Annotated in this window: 21 protein-coding genes, 1 pseudogene and 1 CRISPR repeat array; of the genes and pseudogenes, 5 read left to right on the forward strand and 17 right to left on the reverse strand. The window is 42.7% G+C overall.

Annotated elements, in window-relative coordinates; all coding sequences use genetic code 11:
* Positions 1–115 precede the first annotated feature (115 nt).
* Entirely contained in the window at positions 116–1735 is a 1620-nt protein-coding gene (locus tag QUF07_RS08460; protein WP_289427185.1) for a peptide ABC transporter substrate-binding protein, read from the reverse strand.
* A gap of 33 nt (positions 1736–1768) precedes the next feature.
* On the reverse strand, positions 1769–2671 hold the full coding sequence (locus QUF07_RS08465) for a proline iminopeptidase-family hydrolase (protein WP_217162709.1): 903 nt from the start codon (positions 2669–2671) through the stop codon (positions 1769–1771).
* A 699-nt stretch (positions 2672–3370) separates the two neighbouring features.
* On the opposite strand from QUF07_RS08465, the gene QUF07_RS08470 reads away from it, so the two are divergent.
* On the forward strand, positions 3371–4168 hold the full coding sequence (locus QUF07_RS08470) for a spore germination YkwD domain-containing protein (protein WP_289427187.1): 798 nt from the start codon (positions 3371–3373) through the stop codon (positions 4166–4168).
* A gap of 255 nt (positions 4169–4423) precedes the next feature.
* A CRISPR array of direct repeats spans positions 4424–5428; the repeat unit is 28 nt; unit sequence GGATCACCCCCACATACGTGGGGAATAC.
* A 742-nt stretch (positions 5429–6170) separates the two neighbouring features.
* Here the strand turns inward: QUF07_RS08470 and QUF07_RS08475 are convergent.
* The 5 genes from QUF07_RS08475 to QUF07_RS08495 all read right to left on the reverse strand — a co-directional run bounded on the left by QUF07_RS08475 (position 6171) and on the right by QUF07_RS08495 (position 11443).
* Positions 6171–6644, reverse strand: a complete 474-nt coding sequence (locus QUF07_RS08475; protein ID WP_217165495.1) for a hypothetical protein — start codon at positions 6642–6644, stop codon at positions 6171–6173.
* Positions 6645–6824: 180 nt separating this feature from the next.
* Positions 6825–7466 carry an SDR family oxidoreductase gene (locus QUF07_RS08480; RefSeq protein ID WP_217164588.1) on the reverse strand — a complete coding sequence of 214 codons (642 nt, stop codon included), beginning with the start codon at positions 7464–7466 and terminating at the stop codon, positions 6825–6827.
* Positions 7467–7509: 43 nt separating this feature from the next.
* Positions 7510–8334: an aldo/keto reductase gene (locus tag QUF07_RS08485; protein ID WP_289427189.1), complete on the reverse strand. Its 825-nt coding sequence runs from the start codon at positions 8332–8334 to the stop codon at positions 7510–7512.
* A gap of 421 nt (positions 8335–8755) precedes the next feature.
* The gene (locus tag QUF07_RS08490; protein WP_289427190.1) at positions 8756–10030 is read right to left on the reverse strand and encodes an S-layer protein; all 1275 of its coding nucleotides are present in this window, start codon (positions 10028–10030) and stop codon (positions 8756–8758) included.
* A gap of 189 nt (positions 10031–10219) precedes the next feature.
* The gene (locus QUF07_RS08495) at positions 10220–11443 is read right to left on the reverse strand and encodes an MFS transporter (RefSeq protein WP_289427191.1); all 1224 of its coding nucleotides are present in this window, start codon (positions 11441–11443) and stop codon (positions 10220–10222) included.
* Positions 11444–11828: 385 nt separating this feature from the next.
* Between QUF07_RS08495 and QUF07_RS08500 the strand changes: the two genes are divergently transcribed.
* The gene (locus QUF07_RS08500; protein WP_217164579.1) at positions 11829–12605 is read left to right on the forward strand and encodes an acetoin reductase; all 777 of its coding nucleotides are present in this window, start codon (positions 11829–11831) and stop codon (positions 12603–12605) included.
* A 72-nt stretch (positions 12606–12677) separates the two neighbouring features.
* Here the strand turns inward: QUF07_RS08500 and xylB are convergent, their stop codons facing one another.
* Positions 12678–14192, reverse strand: a complete 1515-nt coding sequence (xylB, locus tag QUF07_RS08505) for a xylulokinase (RefSeq protein WP_289427192.1) — start codon at positions 14190–14192, stop codon at positions 12678–12680.
* Between the two features lie 421 nt (positions 14193–14613).
* A complete protein-coding gene (gene xylA / locus QUF07_RS08510) occupies positions 14614–15951 on the reverse strand; it encodes a xylose isomerase (protein WP_056983447.1) in 1338 nt (445 codons plus the stop codon).
* Positions 15952–16147: 196 nt separating this feature from the next.
* Here xylA and QUF07_RS08515 point away from each other — a divergent pair, with 196 nt between their 5' ends.
* Together QUF07_RS08515 and QUF07_RS08520 are read left to right on the forward strand one after the other, a co-directional pair.
* Positions 16148–16591 (forward strand): Lrp/AsnC family transcriptional regulator, encoded by a 444-nt coding sequence (locus QUF07_RS08515; protein WP_217164573.1) that lies wholly within the window; start codon positions 16148–16150, stop codon positions 16589–16591.
* A 417-nt stretch (positions 16592–17008) separates the two neighbouring features.
* Positions 17009–18406 carry an amino acid permease gene (locus QUF07_RS08520; RefSeq protein WP_289427193.1) on the forward strand — a complete coding sequence of 466 codons (1398 nt, stop codon included), beginning with the start codon at positions 17009–17011 and terminating at the stop codon, positions 18404–18406.
* Positions 18407–18541: 135 nt separating this feature from the next.
* Here the strand turns inward: QUF07_RS08520 and QUF07_RS08525 are convergent, their stop codons facing one another.
* Positions 18542–19708, reverse strand: a complete 1167-nt coding sequence (locus tag QUF07_RS08525; RefSeq protein ID WP_217164567.1) for an ROK family transcriptional regulator — start codon at positions 19706–19708, stop codon at positions 18542–18544.
* Between the two features lie 804 nt (positions 19709–20512).
* Between QUF07_RS08525 and QUF07_RS08530 the strand changes: the two genes are divergently transcribed.
* Positions 20513–21895, forward strand: a complete 1383-nt coding sequence (locus tag QUF07_RS08530; RefSeq protein ID WP_289427195.1) for a sugar porter family MFS transporter — start codon at positions 20513–20515, stop codon at positions 21893–21895.
* Between the two features lie 245 nt (positions 21896–22140).
* On the opposite strand, the gene QUF07_RS08535 is transcribed toward QUF07_RS08530, so the two are convergent.
* The 7 genes and pseudogenes from QUF07_RS08535 to eutH form a co-directional block, all read right to left on the reverse strand.
* Positions 22141–23001, reverse strand: coding sequence for an NAD(P)H-dependent oxidoreductase (locus QUF07_RS08535; RefSeq protein WP_217164564.1), 861 nt, complete (start codon positions 22999–23001; stop codon positions 22141–22143).
* Between the two features lie 17 nt (positions 23002–23018).
* The gene (locus QUF07_RS08540; RefSeq protein ID WP_353960962.1) at positions 23019–23870 is read right to left on the reverse strand and encodes a tyrosine-protein phosphatase; all 852 of its coding nucleotides are present in this window, start codon (positions 23868–23870) and stop codon (positions 23019–23021) included.
* Positions 23837–24280, reverse strand: coding sequence for a EutP/PduV family microcompartment system protein (locus QUF07_RS08545; protein ID WP_217164559.1), 444 nt, complete (start codon positions 24278–24280; stop codon positions 23837–23839). Before QUF07_RS08545 ends, QUF07_RS08540 begins: the two co-directional genes overlap by 34 nt.
* 26 nt (positions 24281–24306) lie before the next feature.
* Positions 24307–24579 carry a EutN/CcmL family microcompartment protein gene (locus QUF07_RS08550; RefSeq protein ID WP_217164592.1) on the reverse strand — a complete coding sequence of 91 codons (273 nt, stop codon included), beginning with the start codon at positions 24577–24579 and terminating at the stop codon, positions 24307–24309.
* A gap of 70 nt (positions 24580–24649) precedes the next feature.
* Positions 24650–24973 (reverse strand): BMC domain-containing protein, encoded by a 324-nt coding sequence (locus QUF07_RS08555; RefSeq protein WP_217164590.1) that lies wholly within the window; start codon positions 24971–24973, stop codon positions 24650–24652.
* Between the two features lie 117 nt (positions 24974–25090).
* A complete protein-coding gene (locus QUF07_RS08560; RefSeq protein WP_289427194.1) occupies positions 25091–25534 on the reverse strand; it encodes a EutQ-related cupin domain-containing protein in 444 nt (147 codons plus the stop codon).
* Positions 25524–26231 (reverse strand): annotated as a pseudogene (gene eutH / locus QUF07_RS08565) (ethanolamine utilization protein EutH); the annotation flags it as partial. The pseudogene eutH and the gene QUF07_RS08560, both read right to left, overlap by 11 nt.
* Positions 26232–26300 lie beyond the last annotated feature (69 nt).

Consider the following 26300-nt stretch of genomic DNA (forward strand, 5'->3'; position numbering starts at 1 on the left):
AAGATAAAAACATACCCGTCAGTTTTCGAAAAAACACGAAAACTGACGGGCTTTTAATGAACTATGAATAATTCAGGCTCTGACTTCTCTTTTAAATTTCACTCCAACCAACTATCTAATCACTCAAATAAGCCCGCGTATAATCATCCTCGCCAACTGGATGACGCAAAACGCCTTTCAAATTAGGGTTAACCAAGTGACTTTCAACCATTTGATACAATGGGACAACTGGCATCGTCGTATTCAAATGCTCTTGAAGATTGCGCATGTTCTGCCAATATTGTTTTGGATCCGCAGCATGAAAACTGCTTGCTTCCTGGTATTGTTTATCAAAGTAACTGTCTTTATACTTTCCATAGTCTTGAGGGTTACTGCTCTGCAAGATTCCCATGAAGCTGATTGGATCAGCAAAATCAGCTAACCAGAATGTCTGTTCCATGTCGAAGGCTCTGTTAGCTTCTGCAGATTGTTGACCCTTCGTTGGCAAACTCTTAACCGCAACGTCGGCTCCCGGCAATGATTTCTTAACCGAAGCCTGAACAAATTGCGCAACGTTCTTCGTGATGGTTTGGTCATCGCCAACAACATCCATCTTAACGATTCCTTTTTGACCGGATTCCTTAACCCCCTCTGCCCACAATTTCTTAGCTTTGGCAACATCGTAGGTATCAGCTGGCTTGGTTTCTGTCGCAAAATCTTTACCAGTTGTTGGATCCTTGGTTAAATCGCGTGATGTATAGGTGTAAGCTGGTTCAGAACCGTCTGCAAGAACATCCTTGGTTAATTGTTTCCGATTCAAAACAAGGCTCAGAGCCTGGCGCATCTTTTGATTGGTCAGTGGTCGACCTTTTCGTAAATTCAATCGCAGATAATAGGTGCCTGCTTTTCGTTCATGAATTAAGTCCTTGTTCTTCTGAAGGCCCTTGGCGGTTACCCCGGTAATCGTGGCATCATCCAGCTTTTTTTGGTCAAATAGTTCATGAGCTGTATTGGCATCCTTGACCACACTATATTTCAATTCATTCAAGTGGATGGCTTTCTGATCATAATAATACTTATTGCGCTTTAACGTCCAGTTATCATTGGTCCCATTCCAGCTGGTAACCTTAAACGGCCCGTTGTAATACATATATTTCGATTGCGTGCCGTATTTAGAGCTAAATTTCTTTAATGCCGTTGGGTTCTCGGGGAAGAAGGCTGGCAACACCATCATCTTGTTGAAATAAGGCATTGGGTGTTCCAGTTTAACTTGAAAAGTATGTTTGTTTAAAGCATAGGCACCAAGGGTCTTAGGTGACTTTTTATTTGCTGTAATCGCGTCAGCGTTTTTAATTCCAGAGAATATGTAATTGTATCCGGATCTAGAAGTTGGGGATACCGATCGTCGCCAGGCAGTCACAAAATCCTGGGCAGTCAACGGATCACCATTACTCCATTTGGCATTTTTACGAAGATGGAACGTATAGGTTAACCCATGATCCGTGGGCTTAACCACGGAAGTTGCCGAAGCCGGCACCGGTTCATTTTCCTGGTTAGCCCGATAGAGGCCTTCCATGCTATTTTCCAACGTATTCCAAGTTGTGAAGTCCGCATGCTCCGATGTATCCAGCGACAGAAGTTCCGATGTCTGCATGAGTGAGACTGAATTTCGTTTGGAACTGGAACTTTTGCTGCCACAAGCGGCTAGTAACACCGTTGAGGCCCCAACCATCAAAGTTAATAATAATTTTCTCATCTGTAATCCCTCCAACCATCAATTTTTGAATCATTAATCTTTAAAGTTTCCAGTTTCAACATCCGTGAGAAATTCTCCAAGGGTGCTGAAAAATGCTGTCGGATTGTCGATGCTATGACAATGCCCGCCATCTGGGGTAAGTACCAACCGGGAGTGCGGAATCTGTTTGTGCATTCGTTCGGCGGTCGCTAAAGGCATGGTGTCGTGATCCCCAAATGTTAGTAGTGTTGGTACGGTGATGTTATGAATATCAGCACGGCGGTCCCAACCATTCAAGGTGCCAACCATCACAAATTCGTTGTTTCCCTGAAAATGGTTATACACCGGGGTTGCCATCGTCTCGACTAAATGCTGTGGCGCTCTTTGCGGATGGCGGTTAACATAGATCCTATAAAGTTGGGCAACCAGCTCTTGATACTTCGGATCAGCAAACCGCTCGTGTTCTTCAACATCTTTCATGTAATCAACTTCAAATTTGGAGAATGTTTTTTCGCGAAGCTGATTAATGTGAACCGTGTACTCCTCAATGTTATCGATCATGCTCATAACGACAACGCCTTTGAGATGGTCACCGTATTTCAAGGCATATTCCTGAGCTAACAAGCCGCCCCAGGAATGACCCAACAAGTAAAAGTTGTCCAGACCAAGTTCCTGCCGAACCTCTTCTAATTCCGACAAGTAATAATCAAGGGTCAAATACTTTTGATTCTCCGGCTTGGTAAAATCGGGTTGATCGGAATAAAACGATCCCAACTGATCGTACATCGAAACCTGGACACCATATTTAGCAAGTTGTTCACCAAAGTTTTCGAACTCCTCGTGATTACTACCCGGCCCGCCATGGACGCAGAGCAGCTTCACGTCCCCTTCACCAACTGTTCTTGTGAATAAGTGAAATCCATTAGCCAACGTTAAAATCCGACTATCTTCATGCATCTAACTGCCATCTCCTTTGATCTTGACAAGAAAAAAAGCGCCCTCTAAGAGAAATGAATCTCTGAAAGGGCGCTCAACGCACTGTACCACCTTTGTTTGCTAAAAAAGCCTCACACAAACGGCAATCCCAAATTGCTGGAATTGCAATTTGCCGCATTTATAACGGTTGCGTACCGATGGTTACCTACTTAGTTCAGTCCATAGCTCAAAAGTGATTTTCGTCCACAAATTGTTGTCCCTGCTTTCACTCATCCAGGTTCGCTACCCAACGTCTTCATGCACTACTTTCTTCGTCAACACTTTATTTTTTCTCATTAATATTTAATGTAACCACCATAATCCGTTCCGAATTATCTGTCAACCGTTAATTATATTTGATTGTTTGAACTCAACGTCTTTATTCTTGGTAATTTATAGAAGTAATTTTTGCTACTTGTCTCTTAATTTTAAATGATTATTTTCAAATAAATCTCTAATTTTTATGAATTTAACACCCCTGTCAGAAAATGACGATCACGTTTTTGCACGATAGACAGCTTGATTTCCTGCCAATTATTATCAACATCCCGAGAATATTAGCATCCTTAAAATTCGGGAGGCACTCTCAAATTTATTAGAACGGGACCGGCAGGATTTGCTATAATGAAATTAAATACTGTTTGTGATCATTTATTCATTCTTTCTTTTGGGGGACTTAATATGAAATTAATATGTAAGGTACTAACCTCATTGGGGCTGGCGTTGGGATTCTTATGTGCTTCGGCTTCGGTGGCGAACGCACAGACTATTAAAGCGATGACCGTTAATTATGTTTCAACAACCGGCCAACAAGTTCGCACACCACTCACTTATCATCGGTCGGTCAATGGTGTGTCGGCATTTGGATCTGGTCTGGCTTATTCTACAAGTGGTGGTTATACCTCATCGAAGAGGTATGTTAAAAAGGTAAAAGGCTACGTCCCTTATCAACTTCAGAAAGACTATGCCTACGATCAAATGCCCGCCTCACTGACCGTGAAGTACATAAAAGAATCGACATTGGCACGTCGAGTTGAGAAGCAGTACCTAAAGCAGATCAACGCCTACAGAGCAACCCAAGGCTTGAAGTCGTTCAAGCACAACAAGTCTTTGAAATCAAAAGCAATTGTCCGCTCAAAGGAATTATGGCAAAAGACAAGCCATGTCCGTCCGAATGGACAATCTTACAATGCCAACCTCAGTGGGTACGCCGAAGTTATGGCAGTATTGCCAGCTTACCTTTTGTCGACAGGAATTGCTACAACCAATACCGGCCTAGGAGCAATGCTGGTCTACAACACCAACGGCCTCGTTTCATACAAGAAGACCGCCAAAACTGCCAGCAACGAATTGTTGACTTGTGATCAGGAACATCGAGACACTGAATTAAACAAATGGGCAACTTACAGCGAGCCAGCATTTAGTTTCCACGCGGATGGCTCGGGCATGATGGCCCAGTTGTTTGAACTGGGTAAGTAGGAAAAGTTGTCTAGCTATAAGGTATTTTTTAAATATGAACTGTCAGCCTCCGCAATAACTGTCAATTCAAACCCATTTCCGCCGCTTAAATCAGCGGCTTTTGTTTTACCTTCATAAACCGAATTGAAGAAAGAAAAAGGCCGGAATCAAAATGCCTATTCCCAGTCTCTGGTGATTAATATTTGTAATAAGTATGATTAATATCCTCACGTGATTGATGCAATTGCTTAAAGTAGGTCTTGTGGCGGTTATAAAGGATCACCCCCACATACGTGGGGAATACTGGGGGGCTAACTCATAGTCAGCTTCTGGGGTGAGGATCACCCCCACATACGTGGGGAATACTTGCCAACTTGAAATGTCAGCAACTAACTTATAGGATCACCCCCACATACGTGGGGAATACATTTGCCGGGGCTAACATCATTGAAGGTGGTTAGGATCACCCCCACATACGTGGGGAATACTTACCGTTAAAAACATGACTTTGGAACAAGTCAGGATCACCCCCACATACGTGGGGAATACCCCACCCTCAATTAAGAGAGTGAGCGTTAATTAGGATCACCCCCACATACGTGGGGAATACTGGCGGTCTGATATTTAACTGAATTGCTATTAAGGATCACCCCCACATACGTGGGGAATACATTCTGTCGATACTCTTAAGGTCGCTTTCAAAAGGATCACCCCCACATACGTGGGGAATACTCAATAATTTCAACACTGGTAAATTCTTTACCGGGATCACCCCCACATACGTGGGGAATACGACGATGAGTGATGAACAGAAGAATTGCCCGTAGGATCACCCCCACATACGTGGGGAATACCCCACCCTCAATTAAGAGAGTGAGCGTTAATTAGGATCACCCCCACATACGTGGGGAATACCGTGACACTCGCGAAGGTCGTCGTGCGTAATCGGGATCACCCCCACATACGTGGGGAATACTCGTGGTCAGGTGATGATCCGTCTGGCCGCTGAGGATCACCCCCACATACGTGGGGAATACAAACCGTCAATCGAATTAACTGGATTGACAACAGGATCACCCCCACATACGTGGGGAATACGAAATTGGGCTCGCAGTGCCTATCAGCAAAGTGGGATCACCCCCACATACGTGGGGAATACTTAACTGCTTGAGAAAGATCTTGACTGTCTTTGGGATCACCCCCACATACGTGGGGAATACAGAACTTGATTTTGATTGGCTTTGATCGTTGGAGGATCACCCCCACATACGTGGGGAATACACTAAAGAAAGCCTGTCATCTCGGCATTTGAAAATTCCAATCCAGCTGTTTTTCATTAGTTTGGACTCGAAAGTTCCTTCCTACACCAATCCATACTCCTAACCAATTGGCCATCTTAAGAATAACAAAAAATATTTGCTGATGCTACGAAAATTGGGTTGTTGAAATGGTAAATAGTGGACCACTCACAAAGACCCCATCTCAAATCCCTAATCATTTTACAAAAGCACAAAAAAGCCCCTGCTAACACGCAGGGACTTAAGGGATTTTTTCATATTGAGGGGTAATTCATGAAGTTAAGAAATCGTTGGGGTTTCTTAGTAATTATTTGAGGGGTGAATTATTATATTTGGGTGTATCGTTGCCAATCGGCTTATTGATTCACGGGCATCCCTTCTTTCAAAATAGATTTCGAGTTTCGGCTCACGGACCGGGTTAACTCACTTCGGTTTTAGTAGCAACTCCAAACAATAATCTTTTGATGATTGGAAGTTTCTTGTCGATCATATTTAAAATATAATTTTCGGTTTGTTGTTGTAGGCACTGTGTGCATCCTTCCTTTCGTGTGAATCATTATTGGAGAAGCCGGGTTAGAAATCATGTTGGGTTGTGCTGTTGTTATCGCCTTCCTTCATATTTGATTGTCTATATAATATCGAGTTGAGCTTAACTGAAGCTTAAATCCGGAAAGAATCTCAATAATTTTTTTATTTGGTCATCACCTTTCTTGTTATCTCTGGAATTAACTGGATTGGGTATATCTGATACTGCTTTGGCTGCTATTAACATTGCCATTGTCGGTCAATCCCGAATCAACCGTCTTATATGATGAATTGGTGAGCTTTTCAGGTCGGTGCTCAAAGCCACTGTTATTGGTTAAAGTTTCCGCCGAGGTTTCCGACTGAGTGGTTGCTATTTTTGGTGGTTCAACGTTCTTTAATGAATTGTCTTGGTTGGGTGTGAGATCCACTTTAGCCATCAGGTCAGGATCGAGATGCTGATTTTCAGTTTCAACACTCGGCCGAAACTTTTTGGCCTGTTGAGGTTGTGTCGAGGTGACCGCTGCGTTAGCAGAAATCACCGATCCGAAGATTGTCCCCATCATCACCAAGCTGGCACCTGCTGTAAATAATACTTTCTTCAGTTTAATCGTGTTCAATCTCCCCTTTGTTTCAATATAGGTATTTTGTTTGTTCTCTGCATCCCGTCCTTTCATATTTGATTGTCCCTAGAGTAATTGAACTGACTTAACCGAAGCTTAAAATCGCAAATTAACCCTCAAAATCCTCTTGGGTTTAAGAAAACCGCAAACTTCTTAATGGAAACTGAAGTTTGCGGTCATTTTTGGCTATTCAATTAATGAAGCATCATTGACTTTGCTGGGTTACTTCGCTCACTACATAAACGACGGCTTATCTCCATCTGTATTCGGCTGGTTAACCCCAACCGAATGGCGAACCTGAGCGCTTGGATCATTAATCAAATGCACGACAAAGTCTGCAATACTCTTACGCGACACCTTGGTACCTTTGAATGGCTCACCCTTTTGGGTTGTTTCATAACTCACAATATCATCGTTTGACAACCAGGCCGGCCGGATGATGGTGTAATCCAAGCCCGAGCTTTCGATAACCTTTGCGGCAGCAGCATAGGGCTCAAGATACCCACCGTCTAACTGCTGATGATTCCATTTACCAAAGTTGCCAGGAACTTCATCGTAAATCCCTAAAGTTGAAATCCAAATCAACCGCTTGACGCCGGTTTGATCCATTGCGGCCAATACGGACTTGGCCTCATCCTCAATGTTGTGACCAGCCAAGTTTGCATAAACGATGTCAATACCATCTAAGGCTGCCACAATGTCCTTGACATCAGCGGCATCCCCATCAATCACCCTTTCACGACTCGGATCACTGATCGAGAGCCGTTTAGAATTCCTCAAGAATAACGTCAAATGATGTTCTGTTTCATTTAACAATTGCTTCTCAGCTAGTTTTGCAATCTGACCATTTGCACCTAAAATTAATACATTTGCCATAATTGATTGATTCTCCCCTATTCATTTGTTGATGCTAATACCGTTAACCCATATCGGTTCCAGACATTGCATTCAGTGCCTGCATATCTTCCGGGCTAATTTCAAAATCCAATTTAGTATTGTTTTCAATATGTGCTTGATGAGTTGCTTTTGGTAGTGGTAAAACGCCATTCTGCAGAACAAACTTAATCGCTAGTTGGGCAACGCTCACCCCATATTTGTCAGCCATTTGGGTGATGTCTTCGTTCTCCAAAATCCCTCCGGTTGCTAAAGGTGAATAAGCTTCAACCAGCATTCCGTTCTCCTGGGCAAATTTGGTAATCTGGGGTTCTGTGTACCCCACAAAATAGCGAATTTGATCAACCATTGGCTTCACATCTGCCACCTGCAAAATATTTTCGAGATCATGCACATTGAAATTGGAAACGCCAATTGCCTTAACATCGCCGCTAGCATAGATATCCTGCATGGCCTTCCACACTTCCACATTCCCTTCATCATAGTTGGCGCCACGTTCATTCCATGGCCACGGCGCATGAATGAGGTACAGGTCAAGATATGAAAGGTTTAGTTCCTTCATGGTTGACCGAAAGTCGGCAATTGCGCCATCGTATGTTTTAGTAGCCGCCGGCAACTTGGAAGTCACAAAAACGTTCTCGCGATCAACATCGGAATCTAAGATTGCTTCACCAACGCTTTTTTCATTGCGGTAAGCTTTAGCGGTATCAATATGGCGGTATCCTGCCTTAAGCGCCAGACTAACGGCGTCGTACGTTTGCTGGCCACCTGGAATTTGCCAGGTGCCAAAGCCAACTTTAGGAATGGTGATTCCGTTATTTAATTCGTAGGTATCAGTTAAGATTGACATGTTCGTCTCCCCTTTTTCATTTAATTGTGATGTGTAACTTTATTATGACGCTTTTAGGAATGAAACGCGAGAATGTCGCACCAAAAAAGACCCAGAAATCGTCATTTTGGGCCTTGCCTCGGAGAATATTTAGCATACAGCAGTTTTGATTTTAGCTGAACAACATTAATCTTGACAGTTGTCAATCCCCCGTAATGATTCAGCCATGTCACATGAGCATCCCCTGCGCCCCACTGCGTCATGCCGTTATAACAGTCGGGAAAATTAACTACTTACAAACAGAAATTATCCCGATAATCATATTAGCATGTGATAAATGATGTTGTCATTTATTCTGCCTGCAATTTCTGAAAACAAAAACCAACCCCATCAGAATAGAGGTTGGCTTCGCTGTACTCAGATTATTAAAATTACCTAACTGTTACTGTCGTTGCATATAGTACAGTTTCAACGTGTCACCATAACGAGCATTAGCATTTTCGGTAAGTGTTCGATTCTTGTCAAAGTAATAGGTTGTTCCGCCAACACCATTTAACGTAGCAAGCTTACCAGTTGTAAACAACTGATTATCAAATAGTGATGTCGCAATCACGCCCTGGCCGTTACTAGAGAAGAGGACCTTTTCTGAATCGGACAATGCCGGATATGTGTTTCCGACGAGTTGACCAGCGTTAATTTGACTATTGGTGTTAGTCAAATAATAAGTAACTTGTGATGTATATTGGGCATTCGCAGCATCAACATAAACCGAATAGTTATCACTACCAACTGTCAGATTAGCAAGGCTTGTATTAGGTTGGGTCTTGCTTACCACATAACCTGCAGGGACATTCTTGGAAACGGCTGAAGTGAGTGAATCAGTTGTGTTCAAGATGTCGCCTAGCTTGGCACCATATAATAATTTAGCACCACTCTTTAAATCACTTGGTTGGATAATCCACTGGTAACTACCAACTGACTGACCCTGAGCATTAAGATAATTAATCTTTAAGCTGTTGTTGGAAGTTGGCGTGTTGTTATTTACGGGGGCATTCAAGCCACCTGCATAGACCCAGCCAGTAATTGCAGTGTTGTTATCGTCAGTCACTTGATAATAGAGATAACCCTCACGAGTCTTGGTAGCAGCACCGGTAATTGTAAATGTATCGCCGGTCTTGTACCCACTCATGTTCGTTTGCTGAGCTTTATACTGTGACCACTTAGGATTAACCCAAAGCGTATTCTTGTTATTATCTTTTAAAGTGTAACCAGTTGTAACTGTTGGCATGTTCGCATTCGTCATGGTATTAGCAGTTGCGAGACCACCACCAAAACTACCAGTGGCCTTACCACCGTAGATCCATCCACGATAATTTCCGTTGAATGAAACCACCTTATAGTAGACAGATCCCTTATTAGTGGTTGCCACTCGATATGCCCGGAAGTATTTAGTTGAGCTCTTGGAATTTCCATAGCTCTGCAATGTGTACTTGGAAGCAATCAAGCGGGCTCCACGCAACGTACCAGCTTTGGTATACAAAGCATTTGATCCATTAGTCGTAACGTTGCGAGTTGCCGGCGCACTTGTCATTGTTTCGTTTGATGTCACTTTTGCATATGATTTGGCACTTGCATTCGTTGTGGCCAAACCTGACGCAGCTAACATTGAAACAGCTGTCAACCCAAAATATAATGATCTTTTTAATCCTAAATTCATAAGTTCAACTCCCCACATATTTTCACGTCCAGAATACTTGACGCTATTTAAATGTTACCACGATCCCGATTGGGGTGGAAAAGTTATGCCTGAAGTTAATCATAAAGTCTTATTGCTGTAATGAATTCGCAACAAAAAAGGATCGGTCTATTGCGTAACCCCCGGGTGAGTTAGCAACTAAACCGATTCTTAGTCAGCGATCGAAGTAACCTTTACTTTATCCTTTTTATAGGCGTAAATCACAACGCCCAAGTTAATCAGGACTAAGATTGTCGTCATCAAGAACACGTACCGGTAATCCAAGACACCAGCAACCACTGAGGCCAACATTGGGCCAACAACCGCGCCTAATGCCTGAAATGACTGGTTATAACTGAAGATTCGACTAACTGATCTAGCCGGGGCTTCCAAGGTCATGACCGTTTGAGTAATTGGCAACAATGCCGCGTTAGCAATGCCAATCAAGAAGCGTAAAATTCCCAACATTAGCACAGTTGTTACAAAGAACATAGGGAAAAAGACGACCGCTGAAAAAATTAAACCAGCTAGTAAAATTTTTTCAGGACCAACGTGATCCCCGAGTCGGCCTAGAGACGGCGCTGTAAAAAACGTGGCAATCCCAGGCAATGCGGCGATAATCCCACTGGCAAACGCAATGTTACCGTGGTTGTGCATCAATTCTTTGACAAACAAACTGATAATTGGATTAATCGAGGTTGTTGCCGCCATAATTAACATAGAAGAAATAATCATGGCAACTACGACGCGTTTATGCTCAATACCCACAAACGCATCTTTAATCCCAGTTTTTGCAGACTTCTTTGTCGGCTTGAAATCTTCTTTCACAAATAGCCACGTTGAAAGTGACGCTAAAAACATCATGAAGCCAAACATATAAAAGGGTAGCCGATAACCGAAGATGCCTGAGAGATAGCCGCCAATGATTGGCCCGATGAGTTGACCACCAACGTTTCCAGTCGTTAATGCCCCCATCGTCCGGCCACTTTGTTCACGGGGGACTTCACTAGCAACGAGTGCATACGCATTATTGATATAACCAGAAAACGTTCCTTGGATAAGACGAATGGCAATCAGCATCCACACATTCGTTGAGAGCCCAGTCAACGTGGCACTGATCGTCATTCCAATCGATGCCCGCAGTAACATCGGCTTTCTCCCTGTTCGATCGGCCAAACTGCCCCACAAGGGTGACACGATTGCCTGACTAAGAAACACACTGGAAAAAGCCAGCCCAGCGTAAAGGGTCAGTTGCCATTTGGGAAAGTTACCCATTTCATTGATAAATAATGGTAGAAACGGCATCGACATGCTCGCGCCGGCACCAGTTGCAAAGTTGCCAAACCACAAGGCCCACATGTTTTTTTGCCATTGAGGCCGTTTATTTTTTGTCATATTTCAAGATCCTTACTAAAATCGAATTTTTGCATATGCAGTTCATTATAGCGATTATCATTGTAGGTAGCAACTTGTTGCCGGCGATGAACTTACTTTGAAATCCTTTCCAACTGGTTAAGAAAGTTGCTCAGCTAACAGAAAAAATAATTAATCAGCTCGACCAAAAATTAAAACGTAATTGTGTGCAATCAATTCACAAGCGAGGTATTATGTAACTGTATTCAAATGCTTTAGTTACCTATTAGGACGGCTTTTTTCAGGCGGGGATCAACGTGTGATTGTCCATGTGAATTCAGTGGATTCTGGCTTTTTACTTGTGGTGACTTACACTCCGATCTCTAACCGCTTGGATCCGCTCACTTGTTTTGGGGAGGAATTAATCATGGCAGAAAAAGTTGCAGTTATTACTGGTTCAGCAGGTGGTTTGGGGAAAGGCATCGCTGAACGACTGGCAAAAGATGGGTTTGCAATTGTACTTCACGACATTAATAAGGATTTATTAGCTGAAACTGAAAAAGAATTTAAGGATAAAGGAATTGAGGTAACCAGTTTTTCTGGAGACGTCTCCAAACGAGATGACCAATTCGCCTTGGTAAAACATGCGGTTGATACCTTTGGCCGCTTGGACGTATTCGTTAATAATGCTGGGGTAGAAGCGGTTAAGCCATTACTTGAGATTGACGAAAATGAACTTCAACGACTGTTCTCAATTAACGCCTTCGGAATGCTCTTTGGTACCCAGGCAGCCGCCGACCAGTTCATCAAACAAGGTGGTGGCGGTAAAATTATCAGCGCCTCTAGTATTGCCGGCCACGAATCCTATCCAATGTTAGGCACTTATTCTGCTACCAAGCACGTGGTTCGTTCATTTACTCAAACAGCCTCAAAAGAGCTCGCTAAATACAAGATTAATGTCAATGCTTATGCACCCGGCGTTGCTAAAACTAAGATGTGGGATCGGATTGACGCCGAGATGGTTAGGAACGATCCATCCCTCAAACCAGGCGACGCATTTGCCCAATACACGGCTGATATTTCATTAGGCCGTTATGAAGTCCCATCAGATGTTGCCAACCTCGTTTCATTCTTAGCATCCCCGGATTCAGACTACATTACCGGTCAAACAATTCTGGTTGATGGTGGGATGGTTTACAGATAATTTCAATAACGATGCAAAAAGAACCGTTTTCCTGAATAGGAAGCGGTTCTTTTTTATTATCAACCTAATGGCTTACTTTTCTTCATTCTTCCGACGATAAGCGACTAACTCATGGGTAATCTGCTTGGTACTTGGATAAATCTGCTTATAAATGTCATGCAATTTCTGATACTTCGCAACGTCGTCTTCTTCTGGCAGGAATACATCCTTAAACTTCACAAAAACTTTAGTACATTCCTGCATATTTTCAAACCAGCCGAGACCAACGGCAGCCAGCATTGCGGCTCCCAAGCCTGGTCCCTGTTCATTTTGCAGGGAAACCACTTTGGTATTGAAAATATTAGCTTGAATTTGTTGCCACAATGGGCTCTTGGCTCCACCACCGATGGAAACCACGGTGTCAAACTTGGCGCCCTCTTTTTCATAGATGTCCAAGATATCCCTGAATGAGAAGATGATCCCTTCCAAGACGGCCCGAACAAAGTCATAGCGTTTGTGAATACCGTCAATCCCGATAAAACTGCCTCGAACATCAGCATCGGCATAAGGGGCCCGCTCACCCACAATGTATGGGGCAAACAATAATCCATTGGCACCAACTGTTGATTTGGCGGCACTGTCTACGACTTCAGTAAAGTCTTCTTTTTCCGCAAATGTCTTTTTGAACCAGCTGAGTGAAAAACCGGCTGCCAAAGTGACACCCATTGAGTAGTAGGCATCCGGAATTGCATGGTCTTCATACTGCAAGACGCCATCATAGTTGGTTTCCTTTTGGGGTTCATATTTCAAAATTACCCCAGAAGTACCAATACTTGAAAGTACCTTAGATGGGCTATCAATTCCAGCACCTACGGCTCCACAGGCGTTATCTGCGCCACCACCAAACGTGACGGTATCGGTCAATAGGCCGGAATACATTGAATACCATTCGTCAATATTACCTGTGTTATCAATGGAACGAACCAACGGTGGGCAGAGACTAGCTGGGATATCGAAGGCGTCTAAGATTTCTTGGCTCCAGGCCTGTTTGTCCACATCCAGCATGACCGTCCCAGTTGCGTCCGAATAATCGATCGCCAACTTGCCGGTCATTCTAAATCGCAGGTAATCCTTGGGCAGTAACATGGTCTTCGCTTTGGCAAAGATTTCTGGTTGATTTTCCTTCACCCAAAGGAGTTTTGGCAGCGTAAAGCCTTCAAGTGGCTGATTATGGGTAATTTGAACAAAGCGGTCACCCATCTTAGCCATAATTTCTTCGCGTTGTTTAGTTGAACGGGTGTCATTCCAGAGCGTGGCTGGCCGCAAGACCTTATTATCTTCATCTAATAAGACCAGTCCATGCATTTGACCGGAATAACTGATCCCTTTAATTTGTTCTGGTTTCAGTGAATCATTTAAAATCAATTTTACAATCGCCACAGTCGTTGCGTTCACCCAGTCGTTGGGGTTTTGTTCCGCATAGCCTGGCTTGGGTTGATTAAGTGGGAAATCCATCCCTTCTTGGGCGATAATCTCCCCGGATTGGGTGACAGCCGAGACCTTAACGGCACTCGTGCCGAGATCCACTCCTAATACGCAGTCGGTCATATGTGTTCCTCCTTCATCTAAAAATGGGAATGGAAAATTAATTCCATTCCCATTATACGTTGTGTTCAACCATTATATTGCTGAAAAGTAGAATGACTCAAATGCTGAGTGCTTGTCCGATGCTTTATGGGTTAGGACAGCTGTGTGTTTGCATCCGGTTTCCGTTATACAGTGGAAACGTGCTCCACCAAGCAGAGATCTGCACATAAGCACCATTACCAGAAATTCCAAGCCCAGGAATTTCTGGTAATGGAGACTTATGCTCCGATCTCTAACCGCTTGGTTCCGCACTTGCGTTTTAGGACAGCTCCGCAAAGCAACAATCTGCGTGTAAGCACCTCTCTCAAAAATTCCCAAACCAGGAATTTCCGAGAGAGGAGACTTACACTCCGATTGTTAAATGCTTTGCTCCGCTCACTCTCTACTTTAGTGTCTGAATAATATAATGATTAATCGTATCTTTAATCTCTTCCAAATGATCGGAATGCGTTGCGTCACGCAATTCTTTTTGAGTCTTATCTAATGAGTAGTTTTCAAGGTCAGCCATGCTTGCCTTGCCACTTTCGATGTCGGCACCAATTCCGGAATCAAATGAGCTGTAACGGTTCTTAACAATGTTATCAAGAACGCCATCACTCTTCATGGCAACCGCTACCCGCAAACCAGCGGCAAAGCTATCCATTCCAACAATGTGGCCATAGAAGAGGTCTTCTGGTTCAAATGATGAACGACGTGGCTTAGCGTCAAAGTTCAAGCCACCGCGAGGGCCGATGCTGCCATTTTCAACAACTTCAGTCATTGCAGCGGTTGTCTCGTAAAGGTTTGATGGGTATTCATCAATATCCCAGCCAATTAACTTGTCACCTTGGTTTGCATCAAGGGAACCAAGCAAACCAGCTTCTCTGGCAACACGGATTTCGTGTTGGTAAGTGTGGCCAGCCAAGTTAGCGTGGTTGCCTTCCAAGTTCAACTTGAAGTCTTTGTCCAAGCCATATTCCTTCATGAACGCAATGGTAGTTGCGGCATCAAAGTCATATTGATGAGTGGTTGGTTCCTTTGGCTTTGGTTCGAGCAACATCTGAGCGTCGAAGCCAATTTCGTTGGCATAATCCTTAGCCATGTGGAATAATTTGGCAGCATGCTCTTGCTCACGCTTCATGTCAGTGTTCCACAGTGATTCGTAACCTTCACGACCGCCCCAGAATACGTAGTTTTCAGATCCAACTCGCTTACCAATTTCAAGGCTGTGCTTTAATTGAGCAGCTGAGTAGGCAAAGATGTCTGCGTATGGAGAAGTACCGGCACCTTCAACAAATCGAGGGTTCGTGAACAAGTTTGAAGTATTCCAAAGAACTTTCATTCCGGAAGTCTTTTGGTTCTCAACAATCTTATCAACCACTTTGTCCAAGTTCTTGTTAGTTTCACGAAGGGTGTCACCTTCAGGAGCTAAGTCACGATCATGGAAGCAAAGGAAGTCAACGCCTAATTTGTCGTAGAATTCAAAGGCAGCATCCACTTTTGCCAATGCTTGGTCCATTGGATCCGTATACTTGTCATATGGGCGAAGCGCAGTTCCGTCGCCAAATGGATCGACTAGTCGTTGATCAAATGTGTGCCAGTATGCTACGGCAAAGCGTAACCAGTCACGCATTTTCTTACCACCAACAACTTCATCTGGATTGTAATACTGGAACCCTAATCCTGACTTTTTTTCTCCGGTACCAACGTACTTGATTTTATCGACATTCCAATAACTCATTTAGAAGTCCTCCAATTTTTAATTAGTTTGTTTGCACAACCAACTTACAAACTATATTCTACAACATTAGAATTTATTTGCAAGCCCTTTCACTGATTTTTTGACATAATTCGCTGAAATGCTTAGATCAGCAAACCCAATTTGGTGATGATATAATGTAGTTTAATCATTTGGTTTACAAAGGGAGCCCGATTAGATGGATAAATTAGATCGCAAAATTCTCAATATTATACAAGAAGACGGCCGCGCTTCGGTTAAAAGTATCGCGGAACGCTGTTTCATTTCTGCACCATCGGCTTCCGTTCGACTACAGAACTTGGAAAACCATGGATTTATTAATGGCTACACCGCTAACGTCAATTACGAAAAATTAGGTTACCTCATCAAAGCATTCGTCCGGCTGGATGTCAGCTACAAGCAAATGCCAAAGTTTGTTGACTTTATTTCAAAAGTTCCTAATGTCGTCGAGTGTAACTACATCACTGGGGACGCCGCCGTTCAACTTAAAGTCTTTTACAAGACGATGACTGAACTGAATGAATTTAACGCGTCATTAAAGGAGTTCGGAAATACCCATACGAACGTGGCCTTTACGACCAACATTGGTCCCCGACCGTTAAAACTACCAGAAGATAAGTAGCAGAAATCGGAGCATAAGCACCGCTAACAGGGCCCCAAAACTCGGGATTTCCGTTACCGGTGACTTATGTTCCGACTTCTATCGCTTGGTTCCACTGATCTAAAATGTGTTCCTCCAAGCAGAAGTCTGCTCATAAGCACCGCTAACAAAAATCCAAACCCGGGATTTCCGTTACCGGTGACTTATGTTCCGACTTCTATCGCTTGGTTCCACACTCTGAAAAAACTTTTTCATTTTCATAGGCAGAGCGCCAGATTTGCCTTATTTTCATTAAAAATATTTTAGAATTACAAAATGATGTTAAAACTTTCTCCCGAAAATGCCACCACAATGGTCATCTGTGGTAGGATAATGCCAATTTGATTAGAGATTCTCTAATTTAAGCTATTATTTAAATTTTTGGAAGGAAGTTAGCTCATGGAAAAATCTCAGATTACTGAAAATGCAGATGGCACGATGCGGTCCTTAAGCAATCGCAACGTTCAAATGATTGCGATTGGTGGCACAATTGGTACCGGGTTGTTTCTTGGATCCGGAACCACCATCAGCAAGACTGGGCCCTCTATTTTATTAGTTTACTTAGTGTTAGGGATCTTTTTCTTCTTAATGATGCGAGCCATCGGTGAAATGCTTTATTCCGATCCCTCACAACATACATTTGTTGCCTTTATTACCCGCTATTTGGGGCCAACAGTTGGTCACTTCACAGGCTGGACTTACTGGCTGGGGCTTTCATTTTGTGCCATGGCTGAAATCACAGCCATTTCTACTTACATTCAATTCTGGTTCCCCAACATCCCATCGTGGATTATTCAATTAGCCTTCTTGGGAACCCTAGCGTCAGTTAACCTAATCGCCGCCAAAGTGTTTGGCGAGGCGGAATTTTGGTTCGCTTTAATTAAGATTATTGCCATTCTTGCCTTGATCGCTACTGGGACGTTCATGATGTTCAGTCATTCAGTCACCCCACTTGGTCATGCATCCATTCAAAACATTTTTCATAACTTCACAATGTTCCCTCATGGTGGCTTAGGATTTATTTCCGCCTTTCCAATGGTTTTCTTTGCCTTTCAAGGAATCGAATTTGTCAGCATTACCATCGGTGAAGCCGAAACCCCTCACAAGATTATCAAGAAAGCCGTTAATGAAACCTTACTGAAAATCTTGATCTTCTACTTTGGCGCTTTAATTGTCATCATGGGGATTATTCCTTGGACCCACCTCAACGCAGCCAGCAGCCCATTTGTTCAAGTATTCAAATTAGCCGGTTTCCCTGCAGCCGCTGCTATCATTAACTTTGTTGTGTTGACGTCAGCTTCATCATCGCTGAATAGTTTCATCTTCTCAGCGGGACGCCACATGTATCAAATTGCTCAAGAAAATCCGGAAGACAGCTGGATGCACCAACACATTGCCAAGATTTCCAAAAACGGCGTTCCCGCTGCCGCAATCATTGTCTCAGCACTCTTCTTATTGATCACCCCGATCATGAGCTTAACCAGTGCCACTGCTTCCGTCTTCACGATTGTTGCCGGCTCATCTAACGACATGTACATCATCGTTTATGCGCTTGCCATGATCGCTCACAGAAAGTATCGTGAGTCGACCGACTTCTTGCCAGATGGCTTCAAAATGCCTTGGTACTCAGTCACCAGCCCACTCACCATTGCCTTCTTTGGCATTATCTTTATCACGTTGTTCTTCATCCCACAAGATATCATCGGTGCGATCGGCGCAATCATCTGGACCGTCGTCTTCGGTGGCGTGACCTACCTGCATCAACGCAGCTTGGTTACGGCAAATGCGGAACAGTAAATTGATTATCTGATTCTCCTCCAAATATAACAAAATAGCCACCAACCAAGCGACATGTGCCCGGTTGGTGGCTATTTTGGCTTGTTACTTATAACGTACAAGTTTTGAGAGTCGTTCCGACTCGATGGTCGCTCACTACTCTTTCAATTCAAATGCCAAATCATAGTCGTCCATATTCAACACCCGATGGGTCACCAACGAGCAGCAACCCAACAAGGTCGCGTAACCTGAATGCACGATTAACCGAATTGGAATCTTCATCCCCAATTTCTGAGTGTTGGCAACCACATCATCAAAGAGTGATGGGATCGCTTCAATGAGTGGCGAATTGATATACAGCTCCTCGGGGGCAAAGCTAATAGCCACGTTGTAGATGACCCGAGAAATGGCATACGTAAAGTGAACCAATTCTTTTTGAACAATCTGATCACCGGCCTGATTCATCTTAACCAAATCTTCTCTGGTAAGATGTTGCCGCTTTGTTTGAGCTTCCACCTGATCAATAATGGCATCCTCAGAACAAAAATCTTCCACTTTATCATTCTTATTATCCGTGAAATTTTCGGTAAACATCAACGAGCGGCCAATTTCACCCGCTTCACCATTAAAGCCACGATACAACTGCTTATTGAGGACAATTCCGGCACCGATTCCTTTATGAATACTAATGGCCACAATATTATCCTTATCGCGGCCATCGTTGAAATCCCGCTCGTAGATGCCTGAAAGGTTCGCTTCATTTTCCAAAATAACGGGAATATCAAACTTGGTTGAATACCGGTCAACTAAATCCACTCCATCCATATCAATGAACGGTGAATTCAAAATTTGATTATCCTGCACAATCCCGTGAATTGAGAACCCAATTCCAAGCAGGCCGTGCTTAGTTTGATCATTTTGAAACGAGGCCGCCAGTTGCTGGTCGATTATGTCCACAATTTGATGAATATTGCGGCCACCAACCTCAATTCGCTGGTAGTAAAAAACTTCACCATTAACATAATTGCCCATCACGTGAAGGTGACGAAACCCTAGGTCAAAGTTCATCGTGTAGCCATAGCGCTCATTAATTTTAACCAGCACCGGCTTGCGGCCACCGGCGCTGGTAGATTCACCCGAACCGACCTCTTTCAGGATGCCTTTTTCATCCAACTCATTATAAAGGGCCGAAACCGTTGACTTATTTAAATTCAACGTTCGCGAAATATCGATTCGTGAAATATTTTTATTATTAAAAATTTGTTGGAGAACCAAATCCAGGTTTTGCTTGTGAAATAGCTCCCTCCCCGTTGCATTTACCATTGACTTTATTCCTTCCCATTGACGTTTACTAAAATTGCACTCTTCACTAACTCTATACTCTACAACCAATATACCAAGTTTGGCAACAATGATGTTATCAAAAGTATAAGTCATTTATCCCGCTGAAAATTAGTCTAAAATGTAAGCGGTTGCTTTTCAAAAATAAATGTGCTAGTATTTCTTTCGTTGGAAAGTTCATTCAACAAACCAACTATCTCAATCAACTTACATTGTTTGTTTCCCAGTGTCAATAGTTTAAAGCCAAGAGACCTTTCGAACGTTAATAATCAACCAATTGTTGGTTACAAGAATGGCCTCTCGGTGGCAGTGAATTAGGACAGCTGCTCAAAACCTAACCGCTTTGTTCAGCTCACTATTTTTAGGACAGCTCCGTAAAGCAGAAACTTCCACCTAAGCACCTTCTGCAAAAATCCCAGAGACGGGGATTTCTACAGAAGGAGACTTAGGCTCCAGTTTCTAACCGCTTTACTTAGCTCACTTATTTCTAGGACAGCTCCGCAAAGCAGAAGTCTGCACGTAAGCACCTCAACCAAAAATTCCCAAACCCGGAATTTCCGTTTGAGGAGACTTACGCTCCGACTTCTAACCGCTTTGCTCTGCTCACTATTCTTAGGACAGCTCCGCAAAGCAGAAGTCTGCATGTAAGCACCACCGAGAAAAATTCCAGAACCGGGAATTTCCCTCGGTGGAGACTTACACTCCGACTTCTAACCGCTTTACTTAGCTCACTTATCTTTTTAAGAGGTGCAAAATATGGAAAATTCTTCAAAGCCACAAGTTAAGATTCATAAAGTATCAGCCGGATTTGTCTACTTCTTTGGCGCTTTAGGTGGACTACTATTTGGATACGATACCGGAGTTATTTCCGGGGCGATCCTCTTTATTGAAAGGCAACTCCATCTAGATTCATGGCAGCAGGGCTGGGTCGTTAGTGCCGTGTTACTTGGCGCGATCCTGGGAGCTGCCGTGATTGGACCAATGTCTGATCGGTTTGGTCGTCGAAAGCTCGTTTTGTTATCAGCTATTATCTTCTTTGTTGGGGCAATTGGCTCCGCTTTTTCACCAGAATTCTGGACACTGATTCTATCGCGAATTATCTTGGGGATGGCCGTTGGGGCCGCCTCTGCCTTGATTCCAACCTATCTGGCAGAACTATCACCTGCCGATAAACGAGGCTCAATGTCTAGTTTGTTTCAGTTGATGGTTATGACTGGAATCTTCCTGGCTTACGTTACTAACTACGGGCTATCCGGTTTCTACACAGGCTGGCGTTGGATGTTAGGATTTGCCGCCGTTCCAGCAGCGTTGCTATTCTTTGGCGCCTTGATCTTGCCGGAAAGCCCCCGTTTTCTGGTTAAGGCAAACAAGCCCGAAGAAGCAAAACAGATTCTTAAGATCATGAATAAAAAGAACCCTGGTGTCGTGGATAGCGAACTTTCTGACATTAAGGAACAGGCAGCCATCAAGAGTGGCGGCTGGAAAGAATTATTTGGTAAATTAGTTCGTCCTTCCCTCGTGATTGGGGTTGGTTTAGCCATCTTCCAACAAGTCATGGGCTGTAACACCGTGCTTTACTATGCCCCAACTATTTTTACCGACGTTGGCTTTGGTGTATCCGCCGCTTTGATTGCCCATATCGGGATTGGAATTTTTAACGTAATTGTAACCGCTATCGCCGTGGCAATTATGGATAAAATCGATCGCCGAAAGATGTTAAACATCGGTGCCATGGGAATGGGCGTCTCTCTATTGGTTATGAGTTTTGCCATGAAGTTCTCCGGTCAAAGTCTGACCGCCGGCGTGATCTGTGTTATTGCCCTTACCATCTACATTGCGTTCTTCTCCGCAACTTGGGGGCCTGTAATGTGGGTCATGATCGGTGAAGTCTTCCCACTAAACATTCGTGGGCTGGGTAACTCCTTCTCAAGCGTGATCAACTGGAGTGCCAATATGATTGTTTCATTAACTTTCCCACCATTGCTTGACTTCTTTGGTACCGGAAGCCTGTTTATTGGGTACGCCGTTCTCTGCTTCGCTTCAATCTGGTTCGTTCAAAAGAAAGTCTTCGAAACCAGAAACCGTTCTCTCGAAGATATCGAAGAAACCTTGCGATCTCGAATGGCAAAATCAGATGCTAAGAATATGGAAGCACACAGTAATAATTAATTTCAATTAAATAATTTTAAAAGGCCGGCAGAATTGTGAGACGATATCGCAATTTAGCTGGCTTTTTTATATTAACTTTGGATTAGGAATTTTGAAGATTCGTTCTAACCAAAGGTTTCAATCATTTGGTTGCCAGGACATCAATTAATAATAACGTATTCAAAACAAAAAAGATTGATACTTGAATATCAACCTTAAAGTTTAAAATATTATATTTCATCAAAATCGATTACTGAAAAATCAACCTAAATAGTCAACGCTTTTAGTTCTGCATAATCTGCGAAGAAGCTTTGAACAAATGAGCAATTTGGCTCAATTACAAGGTCAAATAACGTTGCCAGCATTACTAGTTTCAAAAGAACTTTAGACGCATTGCCTTTTCCAACAAAACTGGGATAGGTACTAATTCTGTTTATAGTTAGAACGCAACCGGTAATCTGATAGCGAGCTTCACAGATGGTTTCTTCATCCTTATTCAGGGCAACCAGTCGATCATTTTGAAAATCAAACTTTTGAATCTTGTTCAATTGTTCATCTTGAATCGAAATTTCACATGATCCAAACACTGAATCTGGATTTATCAATTTCAAAAGTCCTGTAACAGCATTATTTAGCAAATTATTTACAAAATCGTTATTTAGGAAACCGCTGTCATTAAATAGAGTTTGAACAGATCCAAGATAGATTTCGGCAGGTTGAACAAGTTCCATTCCGAGTGATAGGACAATTTGTTTGAGATGCTGACTCGCACCAAACCCTCCCATTTTACCAACAGAGCAGGAAACCACAATCGCCGGTTTCCCAGCAAAAATCTTCTTTTCTGACCTGGATCCAATATCCAAGGCATTCTTCAAGCATCCCGGAACAGATCTATTATATTCAGGGGTTACAAACACTAATCCATCGACATCGTTGACCTGCTCCCTAAATCGGTTCCATGAATTAACTTCTTTACTCTCTAAATCCTCGTTGAACAACGGAAGATCATTAATACCGATTACCTTTGGAATAACTTCTACAGGAAATAACAACGCAATGTTTTTTGCCAACTGCTTTGAATATGATCCCTGTCGCAGGCTACCAACCAACAGACCAACTTTCTTCAAGATAAGCACATCTCCAATCAAAACTCCAGATATATTTGCTGTAACTTTGTTATATCGTCGGCTGTTAGGCCCACCCAATCCTTCAAATATTGCTGGACGCCACCAAAGGTATAATTGATAATTGCAAAAGCAGCATCAAAATAATCCAACGATACCGTTGACAAGGAAAACAATGATGTAATGAACTGAGCATTCATATTTGCTGCAATTGCATATTCAATTCTCCTTTGAACTCTCGAAAAAATCAGCTTATTTGTTAAAAGATAATCCTGTTTAGTGATCCACTCATCAACTCCGAGGGCACCAAGAATTAATGCAGCAATAATCCCCGTCCTATCCTTTCCAGCTGAACAATGAAAGAGGATATTTTGTCTTTCCCCACTATTCAGTAATAATTGAAAGAACTTTTGATAAGCCCCTTGCGGTTGCTTGCCAATCGCAAGCTTTCGATAAACCTCCATCATCCGAATATGCCCACTATGAGGATCACGTGAATAAAGACGATTCATCTGATTGATTACTTCCGAGCTTTCAGTCTCATCATCATTAAATAACGGTATTTGAACATATTCAATTTCAGATGGCAAAGCGTCTGGAGATTTCAAAATTTCAGCGTCTGATCTCAAATCGATTACACAATTAACACCATAATTGAGTAAGATGTTTTTGTCATCTGAAGAAAGATCAGCCATCTCTCCCGCACGAATTAATTTATTCCACTTGGTATGCTTACCATTAGAGGTAATATAGCCACCAAGATCTCTCACATTGATAGCTTGAGATAGATTTATGAGTCTCTCGTTGATCTTGATTACCCCCTCAAAAGAATAATGACCTATTGTGCAATCTTCAAAAATCGGCTTACCAATTCAACCCCATCATTACACTTTGCTGAAACATAAAATACTTTTTCAGCACCTGCAGAAATAAGTTGATTTGACGCCCAATCGATATCATGCTGACTGGTAGCAGCATCTAATTTAGTCACAATCCCAATTTTAGGTTTAGGAAACATACTTCCAAAATTTGGTGAGAAAGTCTGTCGATGATCCGCTGCACTTTGCAACAATACAACGACATCAGCATCTACCGCCGTTATTGTCAACGCGCTGTATCTCTCCCTATGCTCCAAGAATTCCCCAGGGGTGTCAATAACTTGATTGCCACGGTAAAATTCAATGGCTTGCGTCTTTTTATAAGAGAGGGCGCTCCCTAATAATCGTTGGCAAAGGGTTGTCTTACCGCAACCAACTGCCCCAATGAAAATTGGTTTCTTCATACGATCGATGTCTCCTTAAAAAATCATTACATATCAAAACTGTCAATAATCCCAACAATCGCAGCATCCATAACATCTTCATGAGGATCCAAATTATCTTGACTATTTCGTGCACCTGCACCACGAACGTATAGCACATATTCCCCGATACCTGCACCGACAGTATCTGCAGCAACCTCTTGACGTTGTCGTGGAGAGCCTGTGTAATCTACTTCCTGGACGATCATCAGTTTACGGCCAACCAATGATTCATTCTTTTGAGTTGAAACAATACTGCCAATTACTTTCCCCATATACATCTTACTCACCTACCTTCTTTACATACTGCCAATTTGGGATTATGCGTTAATACCTATATCCAAAGGTATCTCAAGTTCGGGTTATTCCAGAAACCGAAAAATCAAGGATGCTCCGTAATTTCGACACAACTTGATGAAGTGCGGCATCAACTTCAGATACTTCACCATATACCACTACAGAGCCACTAAAGCGATCGATAAATCCAAGCTTTACGCTTCCGGCCTTGGTCGCAATATCACTTGCTATAATCGAAGCTTCACTAGGAGTAATTGTCAAGATACCCAATGCCGTATGCTGTTCACTTAAGCCTAATTTTTCAAAAATATCTTTATCGGGATTTGCAATGATATGAGCCAATGTAATCTGCTTACCTGGAACATATTCTTGAATCATCCGTTCAGGCTTATGACTTTGATCCCGTATATCAGTATTTTCCAATGTATTCCCTCACCTGAAGCTTCAGCGTACTCTCTAAATTAGAGCTTTCTTAGCACTAACCTGTAAACTCAATTACTTTTGGTTTTCCCAGTCTGCAGGATATGTGATATAGATAAATCTTGATTCTTTTGGTGCAGAAAATTTAATCTGGCTACCTTTGGGAATAAGAATCATTTGCCCAGCGCCGGCAGTTGCCGTTCCATTTCTACCAATCACGCTCAATTCTCCTGAAATGACATAATCAACTTCATCGTAATTAAGCGTCCAATCAAAGGTACTTTCTTTCATCATCATAAGCCCAGCCCCTAACCTTGGGCTTTCTTTTAGATCAAAGAAATCTTTCGTGTAAACTTGATCATTAGGATTACCAGTATCCATTCGATCGCTTTCATCGACATTCCATTCTGGCAAATCTATTGTAATCAGGCCATCAGCAGTAACTTTCTTTTTTGAACTCAATTTTTCCAAAACAATTTGCTGAACCAGGGCTTCAATTTGTTTTCGATCAATGTTCATCGGCTGTCACACTCTTTTCTTTATCTTGTTTACCGAGAACCCGATTAGCCATAAACATTGCAACACCAATGGCTGTAATTCCGGCAACTAGTTTCGACACGATCATTGGGAAAATCATATCTTTGGCAACCCCGGCAGTGAATCCAAGATGATCCCCAAAGACGAAAGCTGCAGAAACAGCAAATGCAACGTTAATAATTTTCCCTCGATCGTCCATATCTTTCATCATTTCGAACATTGGAATATTGTTTGCAAGAGTTGCAACTAAACCGGCAGCTGCGGTCTCATTCATTCCCATTGCCTTCCCCATCTTGATCAATGGCTTATTAAACAACTTGGTAATGACATACACCAGCGTAAATGCACCAGCTAAAGTCAATGCAATACTACCAACAACTTGAATACCACCTCGAACGGAACCAACCCCTGGGATGAGCTTCACACCAACCATTGATTGAACCGCACCAAGTGCTAACCCAAATGTTCCAATCACAACAATTGCCTGTCCAAAGACCGAGAACCCTTTTATCATCGCTTCCGGTTTGAACCACAAACCAAGTGCAATCAAAACAGCAAATAAAATGATTGGTACCAAGTTTTTAAGAACGGCAACAATTGGCATCCCCATGATCAAACCACCCACGAAACAACCAATTGGGATAGTGATCATACCCGATAAAACACCAGTAGCTAAGAAGCTGTCTAAAATCTCTTAAGTAATAGTGCTAAAAACGCTAAAACGACCATTTGCAGACTGGTGGTTAAT

This window comes from Lentilactobacillus sp. TOM.63, assembly GCF_030361045.1.
GTDB classification, from domain to species: Bacteria; Bacillota; Bacilli; order Lactobacillales; family Lactobacillaceae; genus Lentilactobacillus; species Lentilactobacillus dabitei.